We start from the raw sequence: 22850 nt of genomic DNA on the forward strand, positions 1-22850 counted from the left end.
TATCGCACGCAGCGGGGAATCCCGCCGACGCAGGAATCCGGCAGGTTCACCCACGGTTCCTCGGGCGCGCCGCCCGTCACCGCTTCCCCGGCGGCGGCGCGCCATGCCCTTCACGTACGCCACACACCCGGAAGCGCGGGAAATCGTGTTCGACTTTCTTCAAGGCTACGACGTCCTAGGGGCGTTCTGGACGACGGTGAAACTGGCCGTCTTCTCCGCCGTCGGCTCCCTGGTCTGGGGCACCCTGCTGGCCGCGATGCGGGTCAGCCCGGTCCCGCTGATGCGCGGATTCGGCACCGCCTACGTCAACATCGTCCGGAACATCCCCCTGACGGTCATCATCATCTTCACCTCGCTCGGTCTCGCCGACATCTTCGGCGTGACGCTCGGTGCCTCCGACTTCAAGGTGCAGGGCTTCCGCCTCGCGATACTCGGCCTGACCGCCTACACCGCGGCCTTCATCTGCGAGGCGATCCGCTCTGGCATCAACACCGTGCCCGTCGGACAGGCCGAGGCGGCCCGCGCGATCGGGCTGAACTTCTCGCAGACCCTCCGGCTGATCGTGCTGCCGCAGGCCTTCCGCGCGGTGATCGGCCCGCTGGCCAACGTCCTGATCGCGCTGACCAAGAACACCACGGTGGCGGCCGCGATCAGCGTCGCCGAGGCCGCCGCCCTGATGAAGACGATGATCGAGAACGAGGCCCAGACGCTGGCCATCGGCGCGGTCTTCGCCTTCGGCTTCGTGGTCCTGACCCTCCCGACCGGCCTGTTCCTGGGCTGGCTCGCCAAGCGCCTGGCGGTGAAGCGATGAGCTCCGTCCTGTACGACACCCCAGGGCCCCGCGCCAAGCGGCGCAACCTGCTGCTCTCCGTCGTCTTCTTCCTGCTCCTCGCCCTGCTGGCCTGGTGGGTCTGGCAGAAGCTGGACGACAAGGGCCAGCTGAAGTGGGACCTGTGGCAGCCGTTCACCACCTCGGAGGCGTGGACCACGTATCTGCTGCCGGGCCTCGGCAACACCCTCAAGGCCGCGGCCCTCGCCATGGTGATCGCCCTTCCGCTGGGCGCGGTCTTCGGCATAGCCCGGATGTCCGACCACGCCTGGGTGCGGATCTCGGCGGGCTGGGTCGTGGAGTTCTTCCGCTCGATCCCGGTCCTGCTGCTGATGCTGTTCGCCCAGGAGTTCTACGTCCGTTCCACCGACGTCGGCAGCGACGAACGGCCGCTGTACGCGGTCGTCACCGGCCTGGTGCTCTACAACGCCTCGGTGCTCGCCGAGGTGGTACGGGCCGGCGTCCTCGCGCTTCCCAAGGGGCAGACGGAGGCGGCGTACGCCATCGGGCTGCGCAAGGGGCAGACGATGACCGGCATCCTGCTGCCGCAGGCGGTCACCGTGATGCTGCCGGCCATCGTCAGCCAGCTCGTGGTGGTCGTGAAGGACACCGCGCTGGGCGGTGTGATGCTGCAGTTCACGGAGCTGCTCACGGCACGCGGCACGCTGGCCGCCAACTACGCCAACGTCATCCCCAGCTTCGTCGTCGTCGCGGTCGTCTTCATCCTGCTGAACCTCGCGCTCACCACGTTCGCGTCCTGGCTGGAGCGCCGGCTGCGGCGCAGCAAGCGGGGCACGGGCGCGGTCCTCGGCGCCGAGGACGTCCAGGACCTGAACGCGGCCGAGGTGGCCGGTGCCTTCGGCTCGGGAGCGTCCGCCTGACCCGGAGTCAACCCTCGCACCAGGTAGGGAGGCGGCGGCCGCACGGTCGCCGCCTCCGCCGCGTTCCGGCGGCCTGACGGACTCCGCGCGCCCGCCATGCTGACGTGTCCCCGGGTGCGCCGCTTGACCGGGTGGCGCCCAGTCTGTTGCATACGTTCTGTGATCGTGCACCCTGCTCCACCCACCTGTTCACCCATCTCCGCCGGGACTTGCGTACGGGCAGGGGGCGCCGCGCCGTGGACCCGGTGATCATCGTCGGAGCGGGGCCCGTCGGGCTCACGCTCGCCCTGGCACTGGCCCGCCAGGAGGTGCCGTCCGTCGTCCTGGACGAGGGCCCGGGCAAGGACGAGCCGCGCCCCGCGCGCACGGTGGTGCTCCGCGAGGACACCGCCGCCCTGGTGACGCGCCTGTCCGGCGCCCCGCTGGACGACCTGGGCGCCCGCTGGACCGGCTGGCGGTCGATGCGGCGCCGGCAGGTGATGCGCGAGGTCGTCTTCGACGACGCCGGCGAGCCGCCCCCGCTGCACATCGCACAGCACGTGCTGACCAACGCCCTGCGCGCCGCGATCGCCGACGAACCGCTGGTCAGGCTCGTCAGCGACAGCCGCCTTGACACCGTCGAACAGGAGCGCTCCGGAGTCACCGCGCACACCCGGGGCCCCAAGGCCACCTGGTGGCGCGGCAGCTACCTGGTGGGCTGCGACGGCCCCCGCTCGACCGTGCGCAAGCTCCTGGACATCCGCTTCCCGGGCCGTACGGCGGTGGAACGGCACGCGGTCGCCGCACTGCGCACGGAACTTCCGTGGCCGGGTCGGGCGTTGCTCCATCGGACACCGCCGTGGCGGATGTCCGGGCCCTCGGCCGGGGAGGTGACCGCCCGCCCCCTCCCGGACGGCGTGTGGCGCCTGGACTGGCTGCTGCCGCCCGGCAAGGACCTGGTCACGCCCGAGCTGCTCGTGACCCGGATCCGCGAGACCCTGGCGGGCTGGACGGACGGCACCACCCCGCCGTACGAGCTGCTCGACACCGGAGTCCACACCGTGCACCACCGCCTCGCCCGCCGGTGGCGGGTGGGCCGGGTGTTCGTCGCCGGGGACGCGGCGCACCTGCTCGGCGCGCTCGGGACGCACGGCCTCGACGAGGGGCTGCGGGACGTCGACAACCTCGCCTGGAAGCTGGCACCGGCCTGGCACCACGGCCCGCACGAGGCGCTCCTTGACAGCTACCAGACCGAGCGGCGCGCGGTGGTCGCCGGCCGGCTGCGCGCCGCCGACCAGGTGCTGCCGGTGCTGCGCGGCGGTGGCGGGCTGCGCGGGTTCGTGCCCGGCGCGTCCCGGGGGCACGACACGCTCCTCACGGACGGTCACCTGGGGCACGGCTCGCTCGGTGCGCCGGGGGCGTACGCCGACTCGCCCCTCGCACCCCGGCACCTGGAGCACGAGATCCCGGTCGACACCCCGCCGGGGGCACCGGTCACCGATGTCCGGGTCACCGCGGAGGACGGCACCTTCGTACAGCTCCGCTCACGGCTCGGCCGCTGCGCGCTGCTCGTCGTCCTCATCGCGCCCGGTACGGGCGTATGGGACCGCAAGCACTGGGTCTCCGCCGGGATCATGCCCCGGCTCGCGGCGGCCGTGACCGCGCTGCCGCACCCCGCCGAACTGCTGGTCGCCGAGGCCTACCCCGGCGCACCGGCGCACACCGTGCTGCTCGTGCGCCCCGACGGCCATCTGGTCACCGCTCTCAACGGGGTCCGCCCGGCCGACCTGTACGCGGCGGCCGAGGCGACGCTGGGCGGCAAGGACCAGGAGACGACCGAGCAGACGGAGCAGAGGGCGGAGGCGGAGGCGGAGGCCGGTTCCCCCGCACGGTGACCGAGCTGTCCACATTCTGACGGTGAGTTGACCGGCCCGCACCGGCGTGGTGTACTCCGCATCGTGAACGACACCACTGTGCGCCTGTGGCGGAAGGTCCATGTGGACCTGGTCCGCTATGCGGGCTGCGTGTGTCTTCCGTCCTGCTGATTTCGCATTCCTCTTCTCTCCGGGCGCCGTCTGCGCCCGCTTCTGCGAACCCTCATCAGGATCGGTGCACGTGTCTGCCTCCCTCTCTTCGTCCTCCGTTTCCCCGTCCGCCGCTGCGCCCGGCGCCACGCCCACCCAGGCGGACCTCCTCGACTTCGTCCGGCGTACGGCCGCCGACGCCGAGCTGATCGCCTCGCTCCCGCTCGACCCCGAGGGCCGCACCTGGGTACGGCTCGACGGCCCCGCCGGCAGCGAGGCCTGGCTGATCGGCTGGCCGCCCGGCTCCGGCACCGGCTGGCACGACCACGCCGAGTCGGTCGGCGCCTTCCTCACCGCCACCGGCGAGCTGAAGGAGTACTCACTGGCCACCCGTCTGCCCACCGACGGCTGGAAGACCCTGGAACTCTCCGAGGGCGTCGACCGCGAGCGCCGGCTGCCGGCCGGGAAGGGCAGGTCCTTCGGCCGCGATCACGTCCACGTGGTGCTCAACGAGTCCGCCGAGCACCACGCGGTCTCCGTCCACGCCTACTACCCGCCGCTGCCGCGGATCCGCCGCTACAGCCGCACCGGGCAGGTGCTGCGCCTGGAGCAGGTCGAGCGCCCGGAGGACTGGCAGTGAGCGGCGCGGAACCGGTGGAGCCGCGCCCGGTGGGCATCGACGAGCTGCTGGAGCGGGTGCGCGCGGGCTACCGGCGCATCGAGGCGCAGGAGGCGTACGACGCGGCGCAGGCCGACGAGGCCCTGCTCGTCGACATCCGGTACGCGGCACTGCGCGAGCGGGACGGGGTGATACCCGGTGCCCTCGTCATAGAGCGCAACGAACTGGAGTGGCGGCTGGATCCCCAGGGCAGCCACAAGACCCCCGAGGCCACCGGCCATGACCTCCAGGTGGTCGTGATCTGCAACGAGGGCTACGCCTCCAGCCTGGCCGCCGCCTCCCTGCACCAGCTGGGCCTGCACCGGGCGACGGACCTGGTCGGCGGCTTCCAGGCGTGGAAGGCGGCGGGCCTGCCGGTCACGCCCTGAGGCGAAGGCCCTGCCTGTCGCCTGTCCGGCGGTTTCGCCGTCCGTGGGCCTAGTCGTCCGTGGGGCAGTACACCGGGGCGATGTCCGCGTCGTCCTTGGTGACCAGCTTGATCCGCACCTTGGCGATCTTGTCCACCTTCTCGTCACGCAGCAGAGCGATGGTGTTCTCCACGGCCAACTGCCCCATGTCGGCAGCCGAGTTGGAGACCGTCGCGGCGAACCGCCCGTCCTTGAGGGCCGCCAGCCCCTCGTCCGTGCCGTTGACGGTGACGATCTTCACGCCCGTGGCCCCGGCCGCGTCGAACGCCTTGCGCACGCCGAAGGCCATCTCCTCGTTGGCGACGAACGCGTAGTCCAGGTCGGGATGCGCCTTGATCATGCCGGCGGCGACGCTCTTCGCCCTGGCCGCGTCGAACATGCCCGGCTGGTCGGCGACCACCTTCGCGTTGGCCGGCAGCGCCTTGGTGAAGCCGCCGACGAGCAGGTCGGAGGCGGCGCCGGGCGCCCCGGCGACCACCCCGACCCGCACCTGCCGTCCGGCCGCGGCGTCGGCGACCCACTCGGCGTCCAGCTCGCCCACCTCCTTCAGGTCCACCACGACCGCCCCGAGGATGTCGGAGGGGTCGGCGTCGACCGAGGTCAGGAAGACGGGGATGTGCGCGCTCCGGGCCTTCGCGATGTCCTTCTCCAGGGCGTCGGTGCTGACCGTCTGGATGATGATCACGCCCACCTTGCGCGCGATCATGTCCTCGATGTTGGACAGCTCCCGTGCCGCGTCCTGATGCGAGTCGACCGTGATGATCTTGGCGAAGTTGTCCTTGGCCGTCCGCACCACGGCCCGCTGCAGACAGGTGTGGAACTGGGTGGACCCTCCGTTCACGAACCCGATCACCAGCGGGCCGTCGTCGCCGCTCGCCGGGGTCGACTCGAACCCGCAGCCGCCCAGCCCCAGCCCGGCCACAAGCCCGAACACGGCCAGGGCGCTTCGGGTGCGAGCAGTTCCGGGCATGGCGGGGCCGCCTTTCGGGCGCGCGAACTCGCCGGCGCATCAGGGGAGTTGCCGACGTACGGAGGTCCCGGCGGGTGGCGGGACCGGGCGAAGCTACCGCCACCCCAAACAGAACGAACCCGCCTGCGCGCGCACGCTAAGAGTGCGCACGCCGTAGCCACCGCCGGGGACGCGGACCCGGTCCTTCGAAGGTCGGGGACTTTCAAAAAGCGTGCCGGCCCCGCTCGTCCCGGCAGACCCTCGTCGAAGCCACATCCGAATCGCGGCAAGGGTGACCATGAAGCTTCTGCTTACCGACTCCGGCGTCAGGAATGCGAGCATTCTGGCGGCGCTGGTCGACCTCCTGGGCAAACCGATCGCCGAGGCCGACGCCCTCTGCATCCCCACCGCGGGGTACGGGGGCCCGTTCGGGGATCCGGGCGGGCCATGGCGTTTCATCAGCGGGCGGTCCCCCAGTCCCATGACCGAGCTGGGGTGGAAGTCGGTGGGCGTGCTGGAGCTCACCGCGCTGCCCGGCATCGACAAGGAACGCTGGGTCTCCTGGGTCCGGGAGGCAGACGCCCTGCTGGTGAACGGCGGCGACGCGCTGTACCTGTGCCACTGGATGCGGGAGTCCGGACTGGCCGACCTCTTCCCGTCGCTGCGCGACACGGTCTATGTGGGGCTCAGTGCCGGGAGCATGGTGCTGACTCCCCGCATCGGGGAGCACTTCGTCGGCTGGAAGCCGCCCACCGGTGACGACAGCACGCTGGGAGTCGTCGATTTCTCCGTCTTCCCCCACCTCGACAGCCCGGACTGCCCGGAGAACACCATGGCCGAGGCGGAACGGTGGGCCGCCGGGACAAGGGGTCCGGCGTACGCCATCGACGCTCAGACCGCCATCAAGGTGACCGACGGCGACGTCGAGGTCGTCTCCGAGGGCCACTGGAAGCTGTTCAACCCGGCATCATGAACGCCGACGATCTCGCCGTCCTCGAACTCGAGCCACTGCCCCACACGCTCCGAGGCTGTCGCCCCGTCAGAAGCCCCCGTCCTCCAGGAACTCCGTGTCCTCGCCCTCCTCCTCCAGGGCTCGCCGGACGACCCGGAGGGCCATGCCCTCGGCGTACCCCTTGCGGGCGAGCATGCCGGCGAGACGGCGGATGCGCTTGTCGCGGTCGAGGCCCCGGGTGGAGCGGAGCTTGCGGGCGACGAGTTCGCGGGCCGTGTCCTCCTCCTGCTCGGAGTCGAGCTGGGCGACGGCCTCGTCGATGAGCGCCGGCTCGACGCCCTTGGTGCGCAGTTCCTGGACGAGTGCGCGCCGGGCCAGTCCCCGGCCGTGGTGCCGGGACTCCACCCAGGCGTCCGCGAACGCGCTGTCGTTGATCAGTCCGACCTCCTCGAACCGCGACAGCACCTCCTCGGCGACGTGTTCCGGGATCTCCCGCTTGTGCAGGGCGTCCGCGAGCTGTTTCCGGGTGCGCGGGGTCCCGGTGAGCAGGCGCAGACAGATCGCCCGCGCCCGCTCAGCCGGGTCCGCTGGAGGTTCCCCCCGCTCGGCCCTCGACGAGGAGGAGGAACCCCCGTCCTCACCGGACGGCTCTCCGAAGCCACGCCGACGGCGCGTCCCGGGCTTCCGCGAGCCACGGCCGGGTGACCCGTGCCCGCGGGGGCCGCCCGGGCCGTCGTACGAACCGTCGTCGTACGAACCGCCGTCCCGGTACGTGCCGCCCTCGTCTGTGCCGCCCCCGTAGTTGCCACCGCCCGTGCCGTAGGCCTCGTCGCCGTCCCCTGCGGAGCCCGGGTCGCCCCCGGTGCCCCTCCCCCGTGGGGCACCGGGGGACGTGTACTCGTGGTCGGCCCAGTCGGTTCGTCGTGTCACGGCGTCAGCTCTTGGCGGTCGCAGCCTTGGGCTTGGTGACCTTGGCGGCGGCCGGGGCGGGCACCGTCTTCGCCGCGTCGTCCGTGGCCGCGGTGGTGACCGCCGCGTCCGCGCCCGGCTCGGCGGCGGGCTGCTCCGGACGGACGCCGACGCCCAGCTTCTCCTTGATCTTCTTCTCGATCTCGTTGGCCAGGTCGGGGTTGTCCTTGAGGAAGTTGCGCGCGTTCTCCTTGCCCTGGCCGAGCTGGTCGCCCTCGTACGTGTACCAGGCGCCGGCCTTGCGGACGAAGCCGTTCTCCACGCCCATGTCGATCAGGCCGCCCTCGCGGCTGATGCCATGGCCGTAGAGGATGTCGAACTCGGCCTGCTTGAAGGGCGGTGCGACCTTGTTCTTGACGACCTTGACCCGGGTGCGGTTGCCGACCGCCTCGGTGCCGTCCTTCAGGGTCTCGATGCGGCGGATGTCGAGTCGCACCGAGGCGTAGAACTTCAGCGCGCGGCCACCGGTCGTGGTCTCCGGGGAGCCGAACATCACGCCGATCTTCTCGCGGAGCTGGTTGATGAAGATCGCGGTGGTCTTGGACTGGTTGAGCGCGCTGGTGATCTTCCGCAGCGCCTGGCTCATCAGGCGGGCCTGGAGACCGACGTGGCTGTCGCCCATCTCGCCCTCGATCTCCGCGCGCGGCACGAGCGCGGCGACGGAGTCGATGACGATGAGGTCGAGGGCGCCGGAGCGGACCAGCATGTCCACGATCTCCAGGGCCTGCTCGCCGTTGTCCGGCTGGGAGAGGATCAGGTTGTCGATGTCGACGCCGAGCTTCTGCGCGTACTCGGGGTCGAGGGCGTGCTCCGCGTCCACGAACGCGACCTGGCCGCCCGCCTTCTGTGCGTTGGCCACGGCGTGCAGGGTCAGGGTCGTCTTGCCGGAGGACTCCGGTCCGTAGATCTCCACGACCCGGCCGCGCGGCAGGCCACCGACGCCCAGGGCGACGTCGAGCGCGGTCGACCCGGTCGAAATGACCTCGATGGGCTCCTTCGTCCGGTCGCCCATGCGCATGACCGCGCCCTTGCCGAATTGCCGTTCAATCTGTGCGAGCGCGGCGTCGAGCGCCTTCTCGCGGTCGGTTCCTGCCATGGGTTCCACCCGGTTTGCTTGAGTCGATCGCTTCACGTCAAAGACGCTAACGCCTGCCACTGACAATGCGCCCCGACGCCGGTTCGGCCTGTGGACAACTCGGGGACTTCTCCACCGAAAACGTGTCGAACTGCCGCTGGAATCCCCACCGGGAGCCTCACCGGAACCTCCATGAGAATGGATGTTCGATTTTCGTGTCAAGCGCACCACGCGGTACTCCCGCCACTTCCCCACAGGGTGCTCACCCACCGCTTGAGACACGGAGACGGGGCGCGGGGCGCACGCATGGCGCGCGAGGCAAGGACGGGCGACGCTCCGGAATCGGGCGTACGCGGCACACGGGCGGGAGCGCGCGGCGGGCCGGGGGCGGCAGCGGAACACCGGACCGCGGCGCGGGGATCCGCACCACCCGGCGGGGCGTTCACCCGATCGTGAGTTTCCGCATGCCCGCGCCCGTCGTGCCGCGATGCTCGAAGAGGCGGCCGGGGAGCGGCGCCGCCCTGTGTGCCGTGGGTGGGAGAGCGCATGACACGTGAGACGGGACGACGCGGTCTGGACGAGCAGGCCGTGCTGCTGGCGGCGGGGCTGGCCGATCTGGCGGTGAGCACGGTGGGCACCGCCTTCGGGACGTTACGGGGGCTGCTGCGGCGCTCGGACGCCGGCGCGCTGGCGGCGGAGGCCGAGCACGACCTCGCCGCGCGGGGCCGCCTGGTCCTGGACCGGTACGCGACCATGCCCCCGGCCCATCTGGAGATCCTCGCCCGGCACGCCCTCGTCCGCCGGACCGCCGGCGATGACTGACCGGTGGGATCCGAGCGCCTTCAAGAACCGCGTCGACGAGGTGCTGCGCCGGTTCGTCGCCCAGGAGGCCGACCTGTTCGCGGCGGTCGATCCGCTCCTGGGCCCGGTGGCCGAGCAGCTGGAGGCGGCGGTCACGGACGGCAAACGGCTGCGCGCGGCGTTCTGCTACTGGGGCTGGCGTGCGGTGGGCCAGCCGGACAGCGACGCGCTGGTGCGGGCGGCGGCCTCCATGGAGCTCGTGCACGCCGCCGCCGTCGTACACGACGACCTCATCGACGACAGCCCGCTGCGGCACGGGCGCCCCACCCCGCACCTCGCCCTGCGTGCTGCCGTACGGGACCGTCCGCACGCCGACGACACCGCGCGGTGGCTGGCGATGCTCGTGGGCGATCTGCTGATGTCGCTGGCCGGGCAGCTGTTCGCGACCTGCGGGCTGCCCGCCGCCTACCTCGCCCGGGCCCGTCCCCTGTGGTCGGTGCTGGCGCGGGAGCTGATCGCGGGCGAGTGCCTGGAGATCCTGCGCACCGGAGCCGGTCCGGACACCACGGCCTCGCTGAAGGTGATCCGCTACAAGACCGCCAAGTACACCGTCGAGCAGCCCCTGCTGATCGGCGGCGCCCTGGCCGGGGCCGGCGAGCGGCTGCGCGAGGGATACTCCGGGTACGGGCTGCCGCTGGGCGAGGCCTTCCAGCTGCGCGACGACCTGCTCGGCCTGTTCGGGGCGCCGGAGCACACCGGCAAGGCCAACGCCGACGACGTACGCGGCCACCGGCCCACCGCCCTGCTCGCGGAGACCTGGCGCCTCGCCCGTGACGACGACCGGGAGCGGCTGGGCGCGTTGCTCGGCAGCCGTGATCTGGACGCGGACGGCCTGGACGCGGTCCGCGAGGTGATGTGCCGGCTCGGGGCGCCCGACCGGATCGAGCACATGATCGACGCACGGGTCGCGGAAGCGCTCGGCGCCCTCCACGAACTGGACGTACCGGCCCCCGCGGCCGGGGCCCTGACCGCGCTGGCCCACTCGGCGGCGGTCCGCCTGTCCTGACAACTCCCCGGCTGTCCTGACACCCACCGGTGGCCCGGACGACACCCGCGATGACAAGGAGCCCTGCCGTGACCCACTCCGAGGCCTCGATGGACACCCTGCGGCACGCCGGTGACGAACTCGCCGACGCCACGGTCGCCGCGCTCTTCGAGCGTGGGGAGGTGGGCACGTTCAACACCCTGATGCGCCATGTCTCCACCGCCGGCGCGCCCCTGCCGGACGGGCTGCCCGACGTCGCGCGGGAGTACCTGGAGGCCACTCGGGTGCCGCCGTCCTGGGTGGACTGGGGCGAGATGGAGAAGGCCCGGCTGTTCTTCATCGACAACAACGTGCACATCTCGACCGCGCTGTCCTTCGCCTCCATGCCCGCCTGTTACGTCGTCCCGCGCGTGGCGAAGCTGCTGTCCGCCACCCACGGGCTGAGGTACCCGTCCAAGCGCATGGCGGAGACCGGTCAGTTCACCGTCTACCTCATGCAGCCCGACGCGTTCGAGGCCGGCAGCCGCTTCATCCCGGCCGCCCAGAAGGTGCGCCTGCTGCACGCCTCCATCCGGCACCACCTCAAGCGCGAGAACCGCTGGGACACCGAGGCGCTCGGCACGCCGATCTGCCAGGAGGACATGATCGGCGGGCAGATGTTCTTCTCCATGCTGGTCCTCGACAGCCTGCACCGGCTGGGCATCCATCTGTCCACGGAGGGCGCGGAGGCGTACTACTACGCGTGGCGGGTGGTGGGCGCCATGCTCGGCGTCGACCAGGAGGCCGTCCCGAAGACCCTCGACGAGGCGCGCGCCTTCCTCGATCTGTACATGGTCAGGTACATGGGCCCCTCCGAGGAGGGCGCGGTCCTGACCCGGCAGCTCATCGACCTCTACGAGGAGGTCGTCCCCGGCACCTTCTTCGATCCGGTCGTCTCGGCCCTGATCCGCCACCTGGTCGGCGACACCTGCGCCGACTGGCTGGAGGTGCCGCGCACCCCGTGGGACACCGTCGTCAAGGCCGTACCGCACCTCCTCGGCGTCCTGGAGACCATCGAGGACCGCTCCCCGCTGGGTGCCTGGGCCCTGGACCGCCTCGGCCACCTCACCACCGTCCTCGAACTGTCCTCGCTCACCCGTGGCCGTGTCATGCACTACGCCATCCCCGAACACCTCAGGAAGGACTACGGCGTCCCGGGCGCCGTACCCCGGACCCGGCGGTGGACCCCGCCGGCCGCCACGGTCTCCTGACCCGCCTGCATCCCCCTACTCCTCAAGGCGTACGGCGGGTGTCTTCGGCCGGGCGACGACCACGCGGACGGGCCCCGGGAGGCTGGGCGCATGTCCTCCTCCCTGAAGAGTCCGCCCCGAAGGCCACCGGCGAACCCCCTGAGCGGGGTGCGCCCCGCCGAGCGTCTCTGTCACACGACCGGTGCGCTCCTCGTCCTCTCCGGCCTGGTGCATCTGGTGGTGTTCGCGGTGGACGGCGGCCCCTGGTACGGCCCGGTCTCCTGGCGCAAGCCCGGCACGTTCGGGCTCTCCTTCGGGCTGACGCTGATCGCGGTCACCTGGGTCACGTCGTATCTGAGGATCGGGGAGCGGCTGCGGACCGTACTGCTCCTCGTGTTCGCCGCCGACTGTGTGGTGGAGGTCGGCGGGATCACTCTGCAGGCGTGGCGCCGGGTGCCTTCGCACCTCGACATGGAGACGCCCTTCGACACGGCGGTGTCGATGACGCTCGCGGTGGGCGGCGGGGTGCTGGTGGTGCTGCTCACCGTCTTCGCGGTGGCGTCCTTCCGGCGGCGGCCGGCCGGTCCCGTGGGCATGGCGCTCGCGGTGCGCTCCGGGTTCGCGGTCCTGCTCGTGGCGCTGGTCTCGGGGGCCGCGATGATCGCGCGCGGGGTGGTGCTCGTCCGGACCGGCCACCAGGAGGCGGCGTACGAATCGACGGCCCCGCTCAAGCCGCTGCACGGGGTGAGCCTGCACGCGGTGCTGGTCCTGCCGGCGCTGGCCTGGCTGCTGTCCCGCACCTCCTGGAGCGAGCAGGTCAGGTGGCGGACCGTGGCGGTGGCGGTGGGCTGCTACGCGGCCGCGGTGGCCGCGGCCGGGGTGTGGGCTGTGCTCACCTACCGATAGCCGCGACCGCCTCGACCATGGCGGCCGTCAGGCCGAGCTCCCCTCGGACTCCGGCTCCTCGGCCGGTCGCTGCCATATCAGCCGCCGCGCGCGTGTGAGCAGCCCCGGGGCGCCCGTGCCGCGCCGGGGGTGCCCGTGCACCCGCGGGTCGTCCGTGACGTCGTAGCGCTTCACATAGGCGCTCAGGAACGCCTGGAGCGTGGCGACCGCCGGGATGGCGATCAGCGCGCCGACCGCGCCGAGGAGCGCCGTGCCCGCGATGACCGAGCCGAAGGCGACCGCCGGGTGGATGTCCACCGACTTGGAGGTCAGCTTGGGCTGGAGCATGTAGTTCTCGAACTGCTGGTAGATCACGACGAACACCAGCACCCACACCGCGTACAGGGGGTCGACGGTGAACGCGATCAGCATCGGCAGCGCACCCGCGAGATAGGTGCCGATGGTGGGGATGAACTGCGAGACCAGCCCCACCCAGACGCCCAGCACGGGCGCGTACGGCACCCCCAGGGCCTCCAGCAGGATGTAGTGGGCGATGCCGGAGATCAGCGCCATCACACCGCGCGAGTACAGATAGCCGCCGGTCTTGTCGACGGCGATCTCCCAGGCGCGCAGCACCTCGGCCTGGCGGGCGGGCGGCAGCACGGAGCACAGGGTGCGGCGCAGCCGGGGGCCGTCGGCGGCGAAGTAGAAGGCGAACAGGGTGATCGTCAGCAGCTGGAACAGGCCGCCGAGCACCTGCCCGGAGACGTCGAGCACGCCGGCGGCGCTGTTCTGCGCGTACTTGCGCAGCCAGTCGGAGTGCAGCAGGCCCTCCTGGACGTCGACCCGTCTCACGTGGCTGTGGAAGGTCTCGTTGACCCAGTTGATGACCGAGTCCAGGTAGTCCGGGAAGTCTTCGACGATCTTGTTGATCTGTCCGGCCAGCATCGAGCCGAGCAGCGTGACGAAGCCCGCGACGGCGATCGCCAGGCCGAGGAAGACCAGGAAGGTCGCGAAGCCGCGGCGCATGCCGCGGGAGGCCATCCAGCCCACCGCGGGCTCGATGGCCAGCGCCAGGAAGAACGCGATGAGGATGTTGATCAGCAGGCCGGTGAGCTGGTGGAAGGCCCAGCTGCCCAGCTGGAAGGCGGCGACGAGGGCGAGCGCCAGCACCATGGCGCGCGGCAGCCAGCGCGGCATGCGGGCACCCGGTACCGCGGCGCCGGCGGCCGGGGATCCGGCGCGCGGCGTCGTGTCGGCCGGGGATACGTCCTGGGCGGTCCGCCCGTCGTCGTCAGTGAGTGCCACGGTGCAAGTCTCGCCCACGCCACTGACAACGCGTGGCCCGTATCGGATCTCCGTGCACGGTCAGCGCTTCTCCCCCGGAACGTTCATCACCGTGCAGACCACGTGCCACACGTCCTTGGCCGCCCAACCCGCGTCCAGCGCCCCGTGCACGGTCAGGCCGCCGAGCTCCGTCATCACATGATCGCGCGCGAAGGTGTCGGCGTACCCGGAACCGAAGTGATCCGCCATCCGCTGCCAGAAGACCGTCAACCGCATGAAACCAGTATCCCGCCCCTGAGAGTGGGCCCTGCCCGGGAGCGCTTGCCGAGACCGCTTTCCGCCCTACGGTCTTTCGCATGGCCGAAACCGGAGCTTCCCCACTCCCCCCTACGCCCCCGGCGCACCCCCCGCTCGTCCGCGCCGAACAGTTCATGTGGCTCACCGCGCGCGTGCTGGAACAGCGTCTCTTCTCGTACCACTTCCTGAACGGCGGCCCCGATCCGGTGGAGACGGCACTGGACGCCTACCGCAACGAGGACGGCGGCTACGGACACGCGCTGGAGCCCGATCTGCGCGGCCCGGCGAGCCAGCCGCTGCACACCGGGCGGGCGCTGCGGGTCCTGGACGCCATCGAGCGGTGCGGCGGGCAGCGGGCGGAGCGCGTGTGCCGCTATCTGACGGCCGCCTCCACCGCGGACGGGGCACTGCCGGCGGTCCGTCCGAGCCAGCGCGGCTATCCGGCGGCGCCGTTCGTCCCGGTCGTCGACAACCCTCCCAGCGAGCTCCTCGCCACCGGTCCGGTGGTGGGTCTGCTGCACCGCAACGAGGTCTGGCACGCGTGGCTGTTCCGGGCCACCGACTTCTGCTGGCAGGCGATCGACTACCTGGAGAAGTCGCACCCCTACGAGATCGAGGCCGCGGTCGCCTTCCTGGACACGGTGCCCGACCGCTCGCGCGCCGAGGCGACCGCCGACCGGCTCGGCCGCCTGGTGCGCGAGCAGCGCCTGGCCGCGCTGGACCCGGAGCACCTCGCCGCGTACCCGGTCGCGCCCGGCTACGCCCCGCGCGAGCACCACTTCCCGCACGACTTCGCGAAGTCCCCGGACTCGCTCGCGCGCGCGTGGTTCACCGACGAGGAGATGACCCGCTCGCTCGACTTCCTCGCCGCCGAACAGGAGGCGGACGGCGGGTGGCCCATCCGCTGGCGCCAGTGGGCACCGGCCGCCGCCCTGGAGGCCCGCCCCGTGGTGACGATCGAGGCCCTGCACACGCTCCGGGCGTACGGCCGCCTCGTGGGGTGACGGAGACCGGATGACGGAGACCGGATGACGGAGACCGGGTGCCGGAAGTCTCAACTGCGCAAGCCGGATGCCGGAAACCGGGTGACGGAAGTCTCAGCCGGTGACGGCGCGCAGTCCCGCCGTGACCAGCACGGCGACTCCGACGACGACCAGGAAGGGCGCGCGCAGCACCAGCGCCACGGCGGCCGCCCCGAGCCCCGCGGCCCGGGCGTCCAGCACGAGCGCATGCCCGTCGGCAAACGTCTGCTGGGCCGTGAGGGCCGCGAGCAGGGCCACGGGCAGCAGGGCGGCCAGCCGTCGCACCATCGGCCGCTCCAGCACACCCGCGGGCACCAGCAGTCCGGCGAGCTTGACGGCGTAGCAGCCGAGGGCGGTCGCGCCGATCGCGATCCAGAAGTTCACCGGGTCTCCTCGGGTGCCTCGTCGCGGGTACGGTCGCGGCCGGACCGGCTGCCGGAGACGAACAGGGCGGCCGGTGCCGCCAGCGCGGCCACCAGGACCGGCACCCCGGCCGGCAGCACGGGCAGCAGGCCGAGCCCCAGCAGCACCGCGAGGGCGGCGACCGCGCGATCGGTCGTGGTCTTCAGCATGGGGGCGAGCAGAGCCAGGAAAACGGCGGGTCCGGCCGCGTCCAGGCCCCAGGCGTCGGTGTTCCCGACGGCCTTGGCGCCGAGCGCGCCGAGCAGGGTGGTGAGGTTCCACAGCACGTACAGGCTGAGCCCGGTGACGGTGAAGCCGATCCGGGCGGCGCGCCGCGTCGGCTGGGCCAGCGTGACCGCGGTGGTCTCGTCGATCACCCACTGCGCGGCGAACGGCCGCACCGCGCGCGGGAGGGCGAGTACCTGCGAGAGACGCAGCCCGTAGAACGCGTTGCGCACCCCCAGGAAGAAGGCCCCGGCCGCCGCGGTCAGCGGGTTGCCGCCGGCCGCGAGCGCGCCCACCAGGGCGAACTGGGAGGCGCCGGTGAACACCAGGAGGCTGAGCGCGCAGGTCTGGAGCAGGCCGAGCCCGCTGCCGGCCGAGGTCACCCCGAAGGCGAACCCGGACAGTCCCACGGCGACCCCGACCCCGAGGGCGTCCCGGACGACGGCGGAGTCGGGCTTCGGCCCGCCTTCGTCGTGTATGTCTGCGAGTGCTGTCTGTTGTGCCACGCCCAGGACGTTACGGGCGGCCGTCCGTGGCGTCTTGTACGTTCTTGCGCTCGCGCTGGTAGGCGCCCGGCGGGACGCCGACGATCCGGGCGAAGTGCCGGTTGAGGTGCGGCTGGTCGGTGAAGCCCACCGCGACGGCCGCCTCGGCGGGCGTCGTGCCCGCGTCCAGCAGCAGCCGGGCGCGGCGCACCCGGGCGTCGGTCAGCCAGGTGTGCGGCGGCATGCCGTAGGCGTCACGGAACGCCCGCAGCAGCGCGAAGGGACTGGTGCCGAGGTCGGTGGCGAGCCGCTCCAGGGCCGGCGGCTCGGCCATCCGCTCCTCCAGCACGGCACGCGCGCGTGCGGCGAGCCGGGCACCGGCGGTGCGGACCTGCCGCTGCGGCAGCGAGCCGCCGTTCAGTCGCAGCAGCCGGGTGACCGCGACACGCAGCAGGGTGTCGGCGGCGAGTGCGTTGCCCTCGTCGGCGGCGCGCAGCACCCGGTGCACGAGGGCGACGCTGTACGGGTCGTCGAGCACCGGGCTGACGAAGCCGGGGGTGCCCCGGATCCCGGTGGTCTCGGCGGCGATCCCCGCCACGAGGCCCGGCGCCGGGTAGACCGCCCCGTACCGCCAGCCCTCGGGCACGCCGGCCCGGCCGGTGTGCGCGGTGTCGGGGTTGACGAGCGCCAGCGCCCCCGCGCCGACGGTCACGTCGGAGCCATGGTGCCGGAAGACCTCGACCCCGTCCGCGATCCCGGCGATCACGAAGTGCTCGTGGGTGTGCCGGACGAACGTCTTGCGGACGTACCGGGCGCGCAGCAGATCGACACCGGGCAACGCCTCGTACCGCCAGTGCCGCGCCCGCTCGTCCGATCCCGTCATACGACCATTGTCGACCGCTCCGGCCCCACCCGACCGCCCCCGGCCACGTCCCCCGCTCCCGCCGGCCGCCTACAACCACGTCCCGCCACTCCCACATCACACCCGGCCGCCCCCAGCCGCCACCCCGCGTCCACTTCCCGCCCGGCTACCCCGCTTCCACTCCCCGCCCGGCCACCCCGCTTCCACTCCCCGCCCGGCCACCCCGCTTCCACTCCCCGCCCGGCCACCCCGCTTCCACTCCCCACCCGGCCGCCAGGCACAGCCACCATCCCCGTCCGGCCCTCCCGAGCCGCTGCCCCCCGTCCGGCCCTCCTGAGCCACTGCCCCCGCCCAGCCCCTTCGCCCAGCCCCTGCGCGCAGCCGCCGACGGCGAATCCGCCCCACGGGGGCCACCCGCACCCGACGACGAAACCGTCATGGGTGGTGCGGGTGGGAACACAACGGCCGAAGGCGAAGCCGAGGCCTCGCGGCCCACCCACATCTCCGCAGGTCAGACCCGCTTGTCAGTGGCCGGGTGCAGGATGGACGCATGGCGAAATCCGCACACCGGGCCCTCGACGGCTTCTCCCCCGCGACCCGCGGCTGGTTCACGGGGGCGTTTTCCGCGCCCACCGCGGCCCAGGCGGGCGCGTGGCAGGCCATCGGCGCGGGCTCGGACGTGCTGGTGGTCGCCCCGACCGGCTCCGGCAAGACGCTGGCCGCCTTCCTCGCCGCCCTGGACCAGCTGGCCTCCACCCCGCCCCCGGCCGACCCGAGGAAGCGCTGCCGGGTGCTGTATGTGTCACCGCTCAAGGCCCTCGCGGTCGACGTCGAGCGGAACCTGCGCAGCCCGCTGACCGGCATCCGCCAGGAGTCCGTACGCCTCGGCCTGCCCGAGCCGGAGGTCAAGGTCGGCATCCGCTCCGGCGACACCCCGGCCGCCGAGCGCCGCGCCCTGTCCACCCGCCCGCCGGACATCCTGATCACCACCCCGGAGTCCCTGTTCCTGATGCTGACGTCGGCCACCCGCGACGCGCTGACCGGCATCGAGACGGTGATCCTGGACGAGGTGCACGCGGTCGCCGGCACCAAGCGCGGCGCGCACCTCGCGCTCTCCCTGGAGCGGCTGGACGAGCTGCTGCCGAAGCCGGCCCGCCGGATCGGCCTGTCGGCGACCGTCCGCCCGGTCGACGAGGTGGCCCGCTATCTCTCGCCGCAGCGCAAGGTGGAGATCGTCCAGCCCAGGTCCGGCAAGGAGTTCGACCTCTCCGTCGTCGTCCCGGTGGAGGACATGGGGGAACTCGGTGGCTCCCCGGCCACCGACGGCGCCGAGGGGGCGGAGAAGCCGTCGATCTGGCCGCATGTGGAGGAGCGGATCGCCGACCTGGTGCAGGCCCACCGCTCGACGATCGTGTTCGCGAACTCCCGCCGCCTGGCGGAGCGGCTGTGCAACCGGCTCAACGAGATCGCCTACGAGCGCGCGACCGGCGAGCCCCTGGACGAGCACCACTCCCCGGCCGAACTGATGGGCGGCTCGGGCGCGGCCCAGGGCGCCCCGCCGGTCCTCGCCCGCGCGCACCACGGCTCGGTCTCCAAGGAGCAGCGCGCCCTGGTCGAGGAGGACCTGAAGGCCGGCCGGCTGCCCGCCGTGGTGGCCACCTCCAGTCTCGAACTGGGCATCGACATGGGCGCGGTGGACCTGGTCGTGCAGGTCGAGTCCCCGCCGTCGGTGGCCTCCGGTCTGCAGCGCGTCGGCCGCGCGGGACACCAGGTCGGCGCGGTCTCCACCGGCGTGGTCTTCCCCAAGTACCGGGGCGACCTGGTGCAGGCGGCCGTGGTCACCGAGCGGATGCGCACCGGCTCCATCGAGTCCCTGAAGGTCCCGGCCAACCCCCTCGACGTGCTCGCCCAGCAGCTGGTCGCGATGACCTCGCTGGACACCTGGCAGGTCGACGACCTGCTCGCCACCGTCCGCCGCGCGGCCCCCTTCGCCTCGCTCCCGGAGTCGGCGTTCACCGCGGTCCTCGACATGCTCGCGGGCCGCTACCCGTCGGACGCGTTCGCGGAGCTGCGCCCGCGCGTGGTCTGGGACCGGGTCGCAGGGACCATCACCGGCCGCCCGGGCGCCCAGCGGCTCGCCGTCACCTCCGGCGGCACCATCCCCGACCGCGGCCTCTTCGGCGTCTTCCTGGCCGGCGCCGACCCCAAGAAGGGCGGCGGCCGGGTCGGCGAGCTGGACGAGGAGATGGTGTACGAGTCCCGGGTGGGCGATGTCTTCACCCTGGGCACCAGCTCCTGGCGCATCGAGGACATCACGCGCGACCGCGTCCTGGTCTCCCCCGCCCCCGGCGTCCCGGGCCGCCTGCCCTTCTGGAAGGGCGACCAGCTGGGCCGCCCGCTCGAACTGGGCCGCGCGGTCGGCGCGTTCCTGCGCGAGGTCGGTTCGCTCCCCAAGGACGACGCCCGGCTGCGCCTGCTGGCGGCGGGCCTGGACGCCTGGGCGGTGGACAACGTGCTGTCGTACCTGGACGAACAGCGCGAGGCGTGCGGCCATGTCCCGGACGACCGGACGATCGTCGTGGAGCGCTTCCGCGACGAGCTGGGCGACTGGCGGGTCGTCGTGCACTCTCCCTTCGGCGCCCAGGTGCACGCCCCCTGGGCGCTCGCCCTCGGTGCCCGGCTCTCCGAGCGGTACGGCATGGACGCCCAGGTCATGCACGCCGACGACGGCATCGTGCTGCGGCTGCCCGACGCCGACCTGATGGGCCTCGACCTGCTCGACCAGGCGCCCATGAAGGCCGGTACGGAATACGACGCCGAACAGGCCCCCGTGGGCGCGGCCGACGTCGCCTTCGACAAGGGCGAGGTCGACCAGATCGTCACCGACCAGGTCGGCGGCTCGGCCCTGTTCGCCGCCCGCTTCCGCGAATGCGCCGCCCGCGCGCTGCTGCTGCCGCGCCGCAACCCCGGCAAGCGCACCCCGCTGTGGCAGCAGCGCCAGCGCGCCGCCCAGCTGCTCCAGGTGGCGAGCGAGTTCGGTTCGTTCCCGATCGTCCTGGAGGCGGTCCGCGAGTGCCTCCAGGACGTCTTCGACGTGCCCGGCCTGGTCGAGCTGATGGGCGACCTCGAATCGCGCAAGGTCCGTCTGGTCGAGGTCACCACCCCGGAGCCGTCGCCGTTCGCCCGCTCCCTTCTCTTCGGGTACGTCGCCCAGTTCCTGTACGAGGGCGACTCCCCGCTCGCCGAGCGCCGCGCGGCCGCGCTCTCGCTGGACTCCCGGCTGCTGGCCGAGCTGCTGGGCCAGGCGGAGCTGCGCGAACTGCTCGACGCGGAGGTGCTGACCGAGCTGGAGCGCGAGCTCCAGTGGCTGGCCGAGGACCGCCGGATCAAGGATCCCGAGGGCGTGGCCGACGTGCTGCGGCTGCTCGGGCCGCTCACGGACGCCGAGTTGGCGGAGCGGGGCGCCGAGCCGCAGTGGGCCGCGGAGCTGGCGGGCGCCCGGCGGGCCATCAAGGTGCGGATCGCCGCTGCCGACCACTGGGCCGCGGTCGAGGACGCGGGCCGGCTGCGCGACGCCCTCGGTACGGCCCTGCCCGTCGGCGTCCCCGAGGCCTTCACCGAGCCGGTGAAGGACCCGCTCGGCGACCTCCTCGCGCGATACGCGCGCACCCACGGCCCGTTCACGTCGACCACCGCGGCCGCCCGCTTCGGGCTCGGGGTGGCGGTCACGGACGGCGCGTTGCAGCGGCTCGCCGCGAGCGGGCGGGTCGTACAGGGCGAGTTCCATCCTGCGGGCATCGGCCAGGAGTGGTGCGACGCGGCGGTGCTGCGCAGGCTCCGCCGCCGTTCCCTGGCCGCGCTCCGGCACGAGCTGGAGCCGGTGGCACCGGCCGCGCTCGCCCAGTTCCTGCCGCAGTGGCAGCACATCGGCAAAGGGCACGGGCTGCGCGGCGTCGACGGACTGGTGCGCGCCGTCGAGCAGTTGCAGGGCGCGTCGGTGCCGGCCTCGGCCCTGGAGAAGCTGGTCCTGCCGTCCCGCGTGGCGAACTACTCGCCCGCGATGCTCGACGAACTCACCGCGGCCGGTGAGATCGTGTGGGCCGGCGCGGGCGCCCTGCCCGGCAAGGACGGCTGGGTCTCGCTGTATCTGGCGGACGCGGCCCCCGTGCTCCTCCCGCCGCCGCACCCGCTGGAGCTGACCGCCCTCCACCAGTCCGTCCTCGACGCCCTCTCCGGGGGCTACGGCCTGTTCTTCCGTCAGATCGCCGACCAGGTCCGCGCCACCACCCACCCCGACGCCACCGATCCCCAACTGGCCGACGCCGTCTGGGACCTGGCCTGGTCCGGCCGCCTCACCAACGACACGCTGGCCCCGATGCGCTCCCTGCTGGGCTCGGGCCGTACCGCGGGTTCCACCGCCCACCGCGCCAAGCGGGCCGTACCGCGCGGCCGCTACGGCTCCCTGACGGCCGCCGCCCGCCCCGCCTCCCGTACCGGCCCGCCGACCGTGGCCGGGCGCTGGTCCCTGCTGCCGCAGCGCGAGCCGGACACCACCGTGCGCGCCCACGCCCTGGCCCGTACCCTCCTCGACCGGCACGGCGTGGTGACCCGGGGCGCGGTCGCGGCGGAGGGTGTCGAGGGCGGCTTCTCTGCGGTGTACCGGATCCTGTCGGCGTTCGAGGAGAGCGGCCAGGCGCGCCGGGGTTACGTCGTGGAGGGCCTGGGCGCGGCCCAGTTCGCGATGGACGGCGCGGTCGACCGGCTGCGCGCGGTGTCCAACGCCCGCGAGCGGGGCGAGGGCCTGCCGGGCACCGGCTTCAGCAGCACCGGCGCCGCCCCCGCGTTCACCGGCCCCAACGGCGGCCACAGCGCCGCCGCCCCCGGCGACCCCTTCGGTCCCTCGGCCCCGGTCGACCCCCTCGGCCCCTTCGACGCGGCCGAATTCCCCGACCTGGACGGCGACTTCACCTGGCCGCCCGAGCCGCCCACCGCCCCGGGCGACTACGTCTCCCCCAAGGACCTCGCCCCCGCCGACCCGTTCGCCGCCCCCGGCTACGGCGGCCCCCGAGGCGGCAGCCCCGCGAACCCCTACGGCCCGAACCCCTACACCTACGGCAACCACCACGCCCGCACCCCCGCCGCCCCCGACCCCAGAGCCGTGGTCCTCGCCGCCGCCGACCCGGCGAACGCCTACGGTGCCGCCCTGACCTGGCCCGAGCCCCCCACCGGCGCCGGGCACAAACCCGGCCGCAAGGCGGGTTCGCTGGTGGTCCTGGTCGACGGCGAGCTGACGCTCTACATGGAGCGCGGCGGCAAGACCCTGCTGGCCTGGCCCTCCGCCCCGGACATAGCCGCCACCGACGACACCCGGCTCCGCACGGCGGCCGAGGCCCTCGCGGCGGCCGCCCGCGCGGGCACCCTCGGCACGGTGACGGTGGAGCGCGTCAACGGCGCCTCGGCCCTGACCTCCCCGCTGGGCACCGTCCTGGAGGGAGCGGGCTTCATCGCGACGCCGCGCGGCCTGCGCCTACGGGCGTGAGCCCCTGTGCGAGCCTCATCTCTCGTC

General features: G+C 72.9%; 21 protein-coding genes. 13 read left to right on the top strand and 8 right to left on the bottom strand.

Features of this window, described 5'->3' with window-relative positions:
- Positions 1–145: 145 nt before the first annotated feature.
- From SSP29_RS32430 to SSP29_RS32450, 6 genes are all read left to right on the top strand, one after another.
- Positions 146–811, top strand: coding sequence for an amino acid ABC transporter permease (locus SSP29_RS32430; protein ID WP_089104410.1), 666 nt, complete (start codon positions 146–148; stop codon positions 809–811).
- Positions 808–1710: an amino acid ABC transporter permease gene (locus SSP29_RS32435; protein WP_089104411.1), complete on the top strand. Its 903-nt coding sequence runs from the start codon at positions 808–810 to the stop codon at positions 1708–1710. The genes SSP29_RS32430 and SSP29_RS32435 overlap by 4 nt, the downstream gene beginning before the upstream one ends.
- A 236-nt stretch (positions 1711–1946) precedes the next feature.
- Positions 1947–3584: an FAD-dependent monooxygenase gene (locus SSP29_RS32440; protein ID WP_089104412.1), complete on the top strand. Its 1638-nt coding sequence runs from the start codon at positions 1947–1949 to the stop codon at positions 3582–3584.
- Positions 3585–3662: 78 nt separating this feature from the next.
- On the top strand, positions 3663–3734 hold the full coding sequence (locus SSP29_RS61345; RefSeq protein WP_311737274.1) for a putative leader peptide: 72 nt from the start codon (positions 3663–3665) through the stop codon (positions 3732–3734).
- 70 nt (positions 3735–3804) lie between these two features.
- Positions 3805–4353 carry a cupin domain-containing protein gene (locus tag SSP29_RS32445; RefSeq protein WP_245883323.1) on the top strand — a complete coding sequence of 183 codons (549 nt, stop codon included), beginning with the start codon at positions 3805–3807 and terminating at the stop codon, positions 4351–4353.
- Positions 4344–4760, top strand: coding sequence for a rhodanese-like domain-containing protein (locus tag SSP29_RS32450; RefSeq protein ID WP_150135331.1), 417 nt, complete (start codon positions 4344–4346; stop codon positions 4758–4760). Before SSP29_RS32445 ends, SSP29_RS32450 begins: the two co-directional genes overlap by 10 nt.
- A gap of 49 nt (positions 4761–4809) precedes the next feature.
- Here SSP29_RS32450 and SSP29_RS32455 read toward each other — a convergent pair whose 3' ends face one another.
- The gene (locus tag SSP29_RS32455) at positions 4810–5769 is read right to left on the bottom strand and encodes a sugar ABC transporter substrate-binding protein (protein ID WP_089104415.1); all 960 of its coding nucleotides are present in this window, start codon (positions 5767–5769) and stop codon (positions 4810–4812) included.
- 277 nt (positions 5770–6046) lie between these two features.
- Between SSP29_RS32455 and SSP29_RS32460 the strand changes: the two genes are divergently transcribed.
- The gene (locus SSP29_RS32460; protein WP_089104416.1) at positions 6047–6721 is read left to right on the top strand and encodes a Type 1 glutamine amidotransferase-like domain-containing protein; all 675 of its coding nucleotides are present in this window, start codon (positions 6047–6049) and stop codon (positions 6719–6721) included.
- Positions 6722–6787: 66 nt separating this feature from the next.
- Here SSP29_RS32460 and recX read toward each other — a convergent pair whose 3' ends face one another.
- Together recX and recA are read right to left on the bottom strand one after the other, a co-directional pair.
- Positions 6788–7630 carry a recombination regulator RecX gene (gene recX, locus SSP29_RS32465; RefSeq protein WP_089104417.1) on the bottom strand — a complete coding sequence of 281 codons (843 nt, stop codon included), beginning with the start codon at positions 7628–7630 and terminating at the stop codon, positions 6788–6790.
- 4 nt (positions 7631–7634) lie between these two features.
- Entirely contained in the window at positions 7635–8765 is a 1131-nt protein-coding gene (recA, locus tag SSP29_RS32470) for a recombinase RecA (protein WP_089104418.1), read from the bottom strand.
- Positions 8766–9290: 525 nt separating this feature from the next.
- Here recA and SSP29_RS32475 point away from each other — a divergent pair.
- The 4 genes from SSP29_RS32475 (at position 9291) to SSP29_RS32490 (ending at position 12725) form a co-directional block, all read left to right on the top strand.
- The gene (locus SSP29_RS32475; RefSeq protein WP_089104419.1) at positions 9291–9566 is read left to right on the top strand and encodes a polyprenyl synthetase; all 276 of its coding nucleotides are present in this window, start codon (positions 9291–9293) and stop codon (positions 9564–9566) included.
- Positions 9559–10611: a polyprenyl synthetase family protein gene (locus tag SSP29_RS32480; RefSeq protein WP_089104420.1), complete on the top strand. Its 1053-nt coding sequence runs from the start codon at positions 9559–9561 to the stop codon at positions 10609–10611. The genes SSP29_RS32475 and SSP29_RS32480 overlap by 8 nt, the downstream gene beginning before the upstream one ends.
- A gap of 68 nt (positions 10612–10679) precedes the next feature.
- Entirely contained in the window at positions 10680–11840 is a 1161-nt protein-coding gene (locus tag SSP29_RS32485; protein ID WP_089104421.1) for an oxygenase MpaB family protein, read from the top strand.
- Positions 11841–11930: 90 nt separating this feature from the next.
- The gene (locus tag SSP29_RS32490; protein WP_150135334.1) at positions 11931–12725 is read left to right on the top strand and encodes a hypothetical protein; all 795 of its coding nucleotides are present in this window, start codon (positions 11931–11933) and stop codon (positions 12723–12725) included.
- Between the two features lie 27 nt (positions 12726–12752).
- Here SSP29_RS32490 and SSP29_RS32495 read toward each other — a convergent pair whose 3' ends face one another.
- Positions 12753–14012, bottom strand: coding sequence for an AI-2E family transporter (locus SSP29_RS32495; RefSeq protein ID WP_089104470.1), 1260 nt, complete (start codon positions 14010–14012; stop codon positions 12753–12755).
- Between the two features lie 60 nt (positions 14013–14072).
- Entirely contained in the window at positions 14073–14267 is a 195-nt protein-coding gene (locus SSP29_RS32500) for a DUF3046 domain-containing protein (RefSeq protein WP_089104422.1), read from the bottom strand.
- A gap of 80 nt (positions 14268–14347) precedes the next feature.
- On the opposite strand from SSP29_RS32500, the gene SSP29_RS32505 reads away from it, so the two are divergent.
- Complete coding sequence (locus tag SSP29_RS32505) at positions 14348–15292, top strand: hypothetical protein (RefSeq protein ID WP_089104423.1); 945 nt, start codon at positions 14348–14350, stop codon at positions 15290–15292.
- 93 nt (positions 15293–15385) lie between these two features.
- On the opposite strand, the gene SSP29_RS56805 is transcribed toward SSP29_RS32505, so the two are convergent.
- Genes SSP29_RS56805 through SSP29_RS32520 form a run of 3 tightly spaced genes read right to left on the bottom strand, consistent with a single transcriptional unit; the run spans position 15386 to position 17305 of the window.
- A complete protein-coding gene (locus tag SSP29_RS56805) occupies positions 15386–15694 on the bottom strand; it encodes an AzlD domain-containing protein (protein ID WP_089104424.1) in 309 nt (102 codons plus the stop codon).
- A complete protein-coding gene (locus SSP29_RS32515) occupies positions 15691–16443 on the bottom strand; it encodes an AzlC family ABC transporter permease (protein WP_089104425.1) in 753 nt (250 codons plus the stop codon). Before SSP29_RS32515 ends, SSP29_RS56805 begins: the two co-directional genes overlap by 4 nt.
- Positions 16444–16453: 10 nt before the next feature.
- A complete protein-coding gene (locus SSP29_RS32520; protein WP_089104426.1) occupies positions 16454–17305 on the bottom strand; it encodes a helix-turn-helix transcriptional regulator in 852 nt (283 codons plus the stop codon).
- Positions 17306–17834: 529 nt separating this feature from the next.
- Between SSP29_RS32520 and SSP29_RS32525 the strand changes: the two genes are divergently transcribed.
- Complete coding sequence (locus SSP29_RS32525; protein ID WP_089104427.1) at positions 17835–22823, top strand: ATP-dependent helicase; 4989 nt, start codon at positions 17835–17837, stop codon at positions 22821–22823.
- Positions 22824–22850: the final 27 nt, after the last annotated feature.

Origin of the sequence: Streptomyces hyaluromycini (assembly GCF_002217755.1) — a bacterium.
Lineage (GTDB): Bacteria > Actinomycetota > Actinomycetes > Streptomycetales > Streptomycetaceae > Streptomyces > Streptomyces hyaluromycini.

Bases quoted from the DNA above. Each gene is read 5' to 3' on its own strand.
- SSP29_RS32460 (WP_089104416.1), top strand. From the start codon at position 6,047: ATGAAGCTTCTGCTTACCGACTCCGGCGTCAGGAATGCGAGCATTCTG.
- SSP29_RS32490 (WP_150135334.1), top strand. From the start codon at position 11,931: ATGTCCTCCTCCCTGAAGAGTCCGCCCCGAAGGCCACCGGCGAACCCC.
- SSP29_RS32505 (WP_089104423.1), top strand. From the start codon at position 14,348: ATGGCCGAAACCGGAGCTTCCCCACTCCCCCCTACGCCCCCGGCGCAC.
- SSP29_RS32525 (WP_089104427.1), top strand. From the start codon at position 17,835: ATGGCGAAATCCGCACACCGGGCCCTCGACGGCTTCTCCCCCGCGACC.
- SSP29_RS32500 (WP_089104422.1), bottom strand. From the start codon at position 14,267: ATGCGGTTGACGGTCTTCTGGCAGCGGATGGCGGATCACTTCGGTTCC.
- SSP29_RS32480 (WP_089104420.1), top strand. From the start codon at position 9,559: ATGACTGACCGGTGGGATCCGAGCGCCTTCAAGAACCGCGTCGACGAG.
- SSP29_RS32435 (WP_089104411.1), top strand. From the start codon at position 808: ATGAGCTCCGTCCTGTACGACACCCCAGGGCCCCGCGCCAAGCGGCGC.
- recA (WP_089104418.1), bottom strand. From the start codon at position 8,765: ATGGCAGGAACCGACCGCGAGAAGGCGCTCGACGCCGCGCTCGCACAG.
- SSP29_RS32455 (WP_089104415.1), bottom strand. From the start codon at position 5,769: ATGCCCGGAACTGCTCGCACCCGAAGCGCCCTGGCCGTGTTCGGGCTT.
- SSP29_RS32475 (WP_089104419.1), top strand. From the start codon at position 9,291: ATGACACGTGAGACGGGACGACGCGGTCTGGACGAGCAGGCCGTGCTG.
- SSP29_RS32520 (WP_089104426.1), bottom strand. From the start codon at position 17,305: ATGACGGGATCGGACGAGCGGGCGCGGCACTGGCGGTACGAGGCGTTG.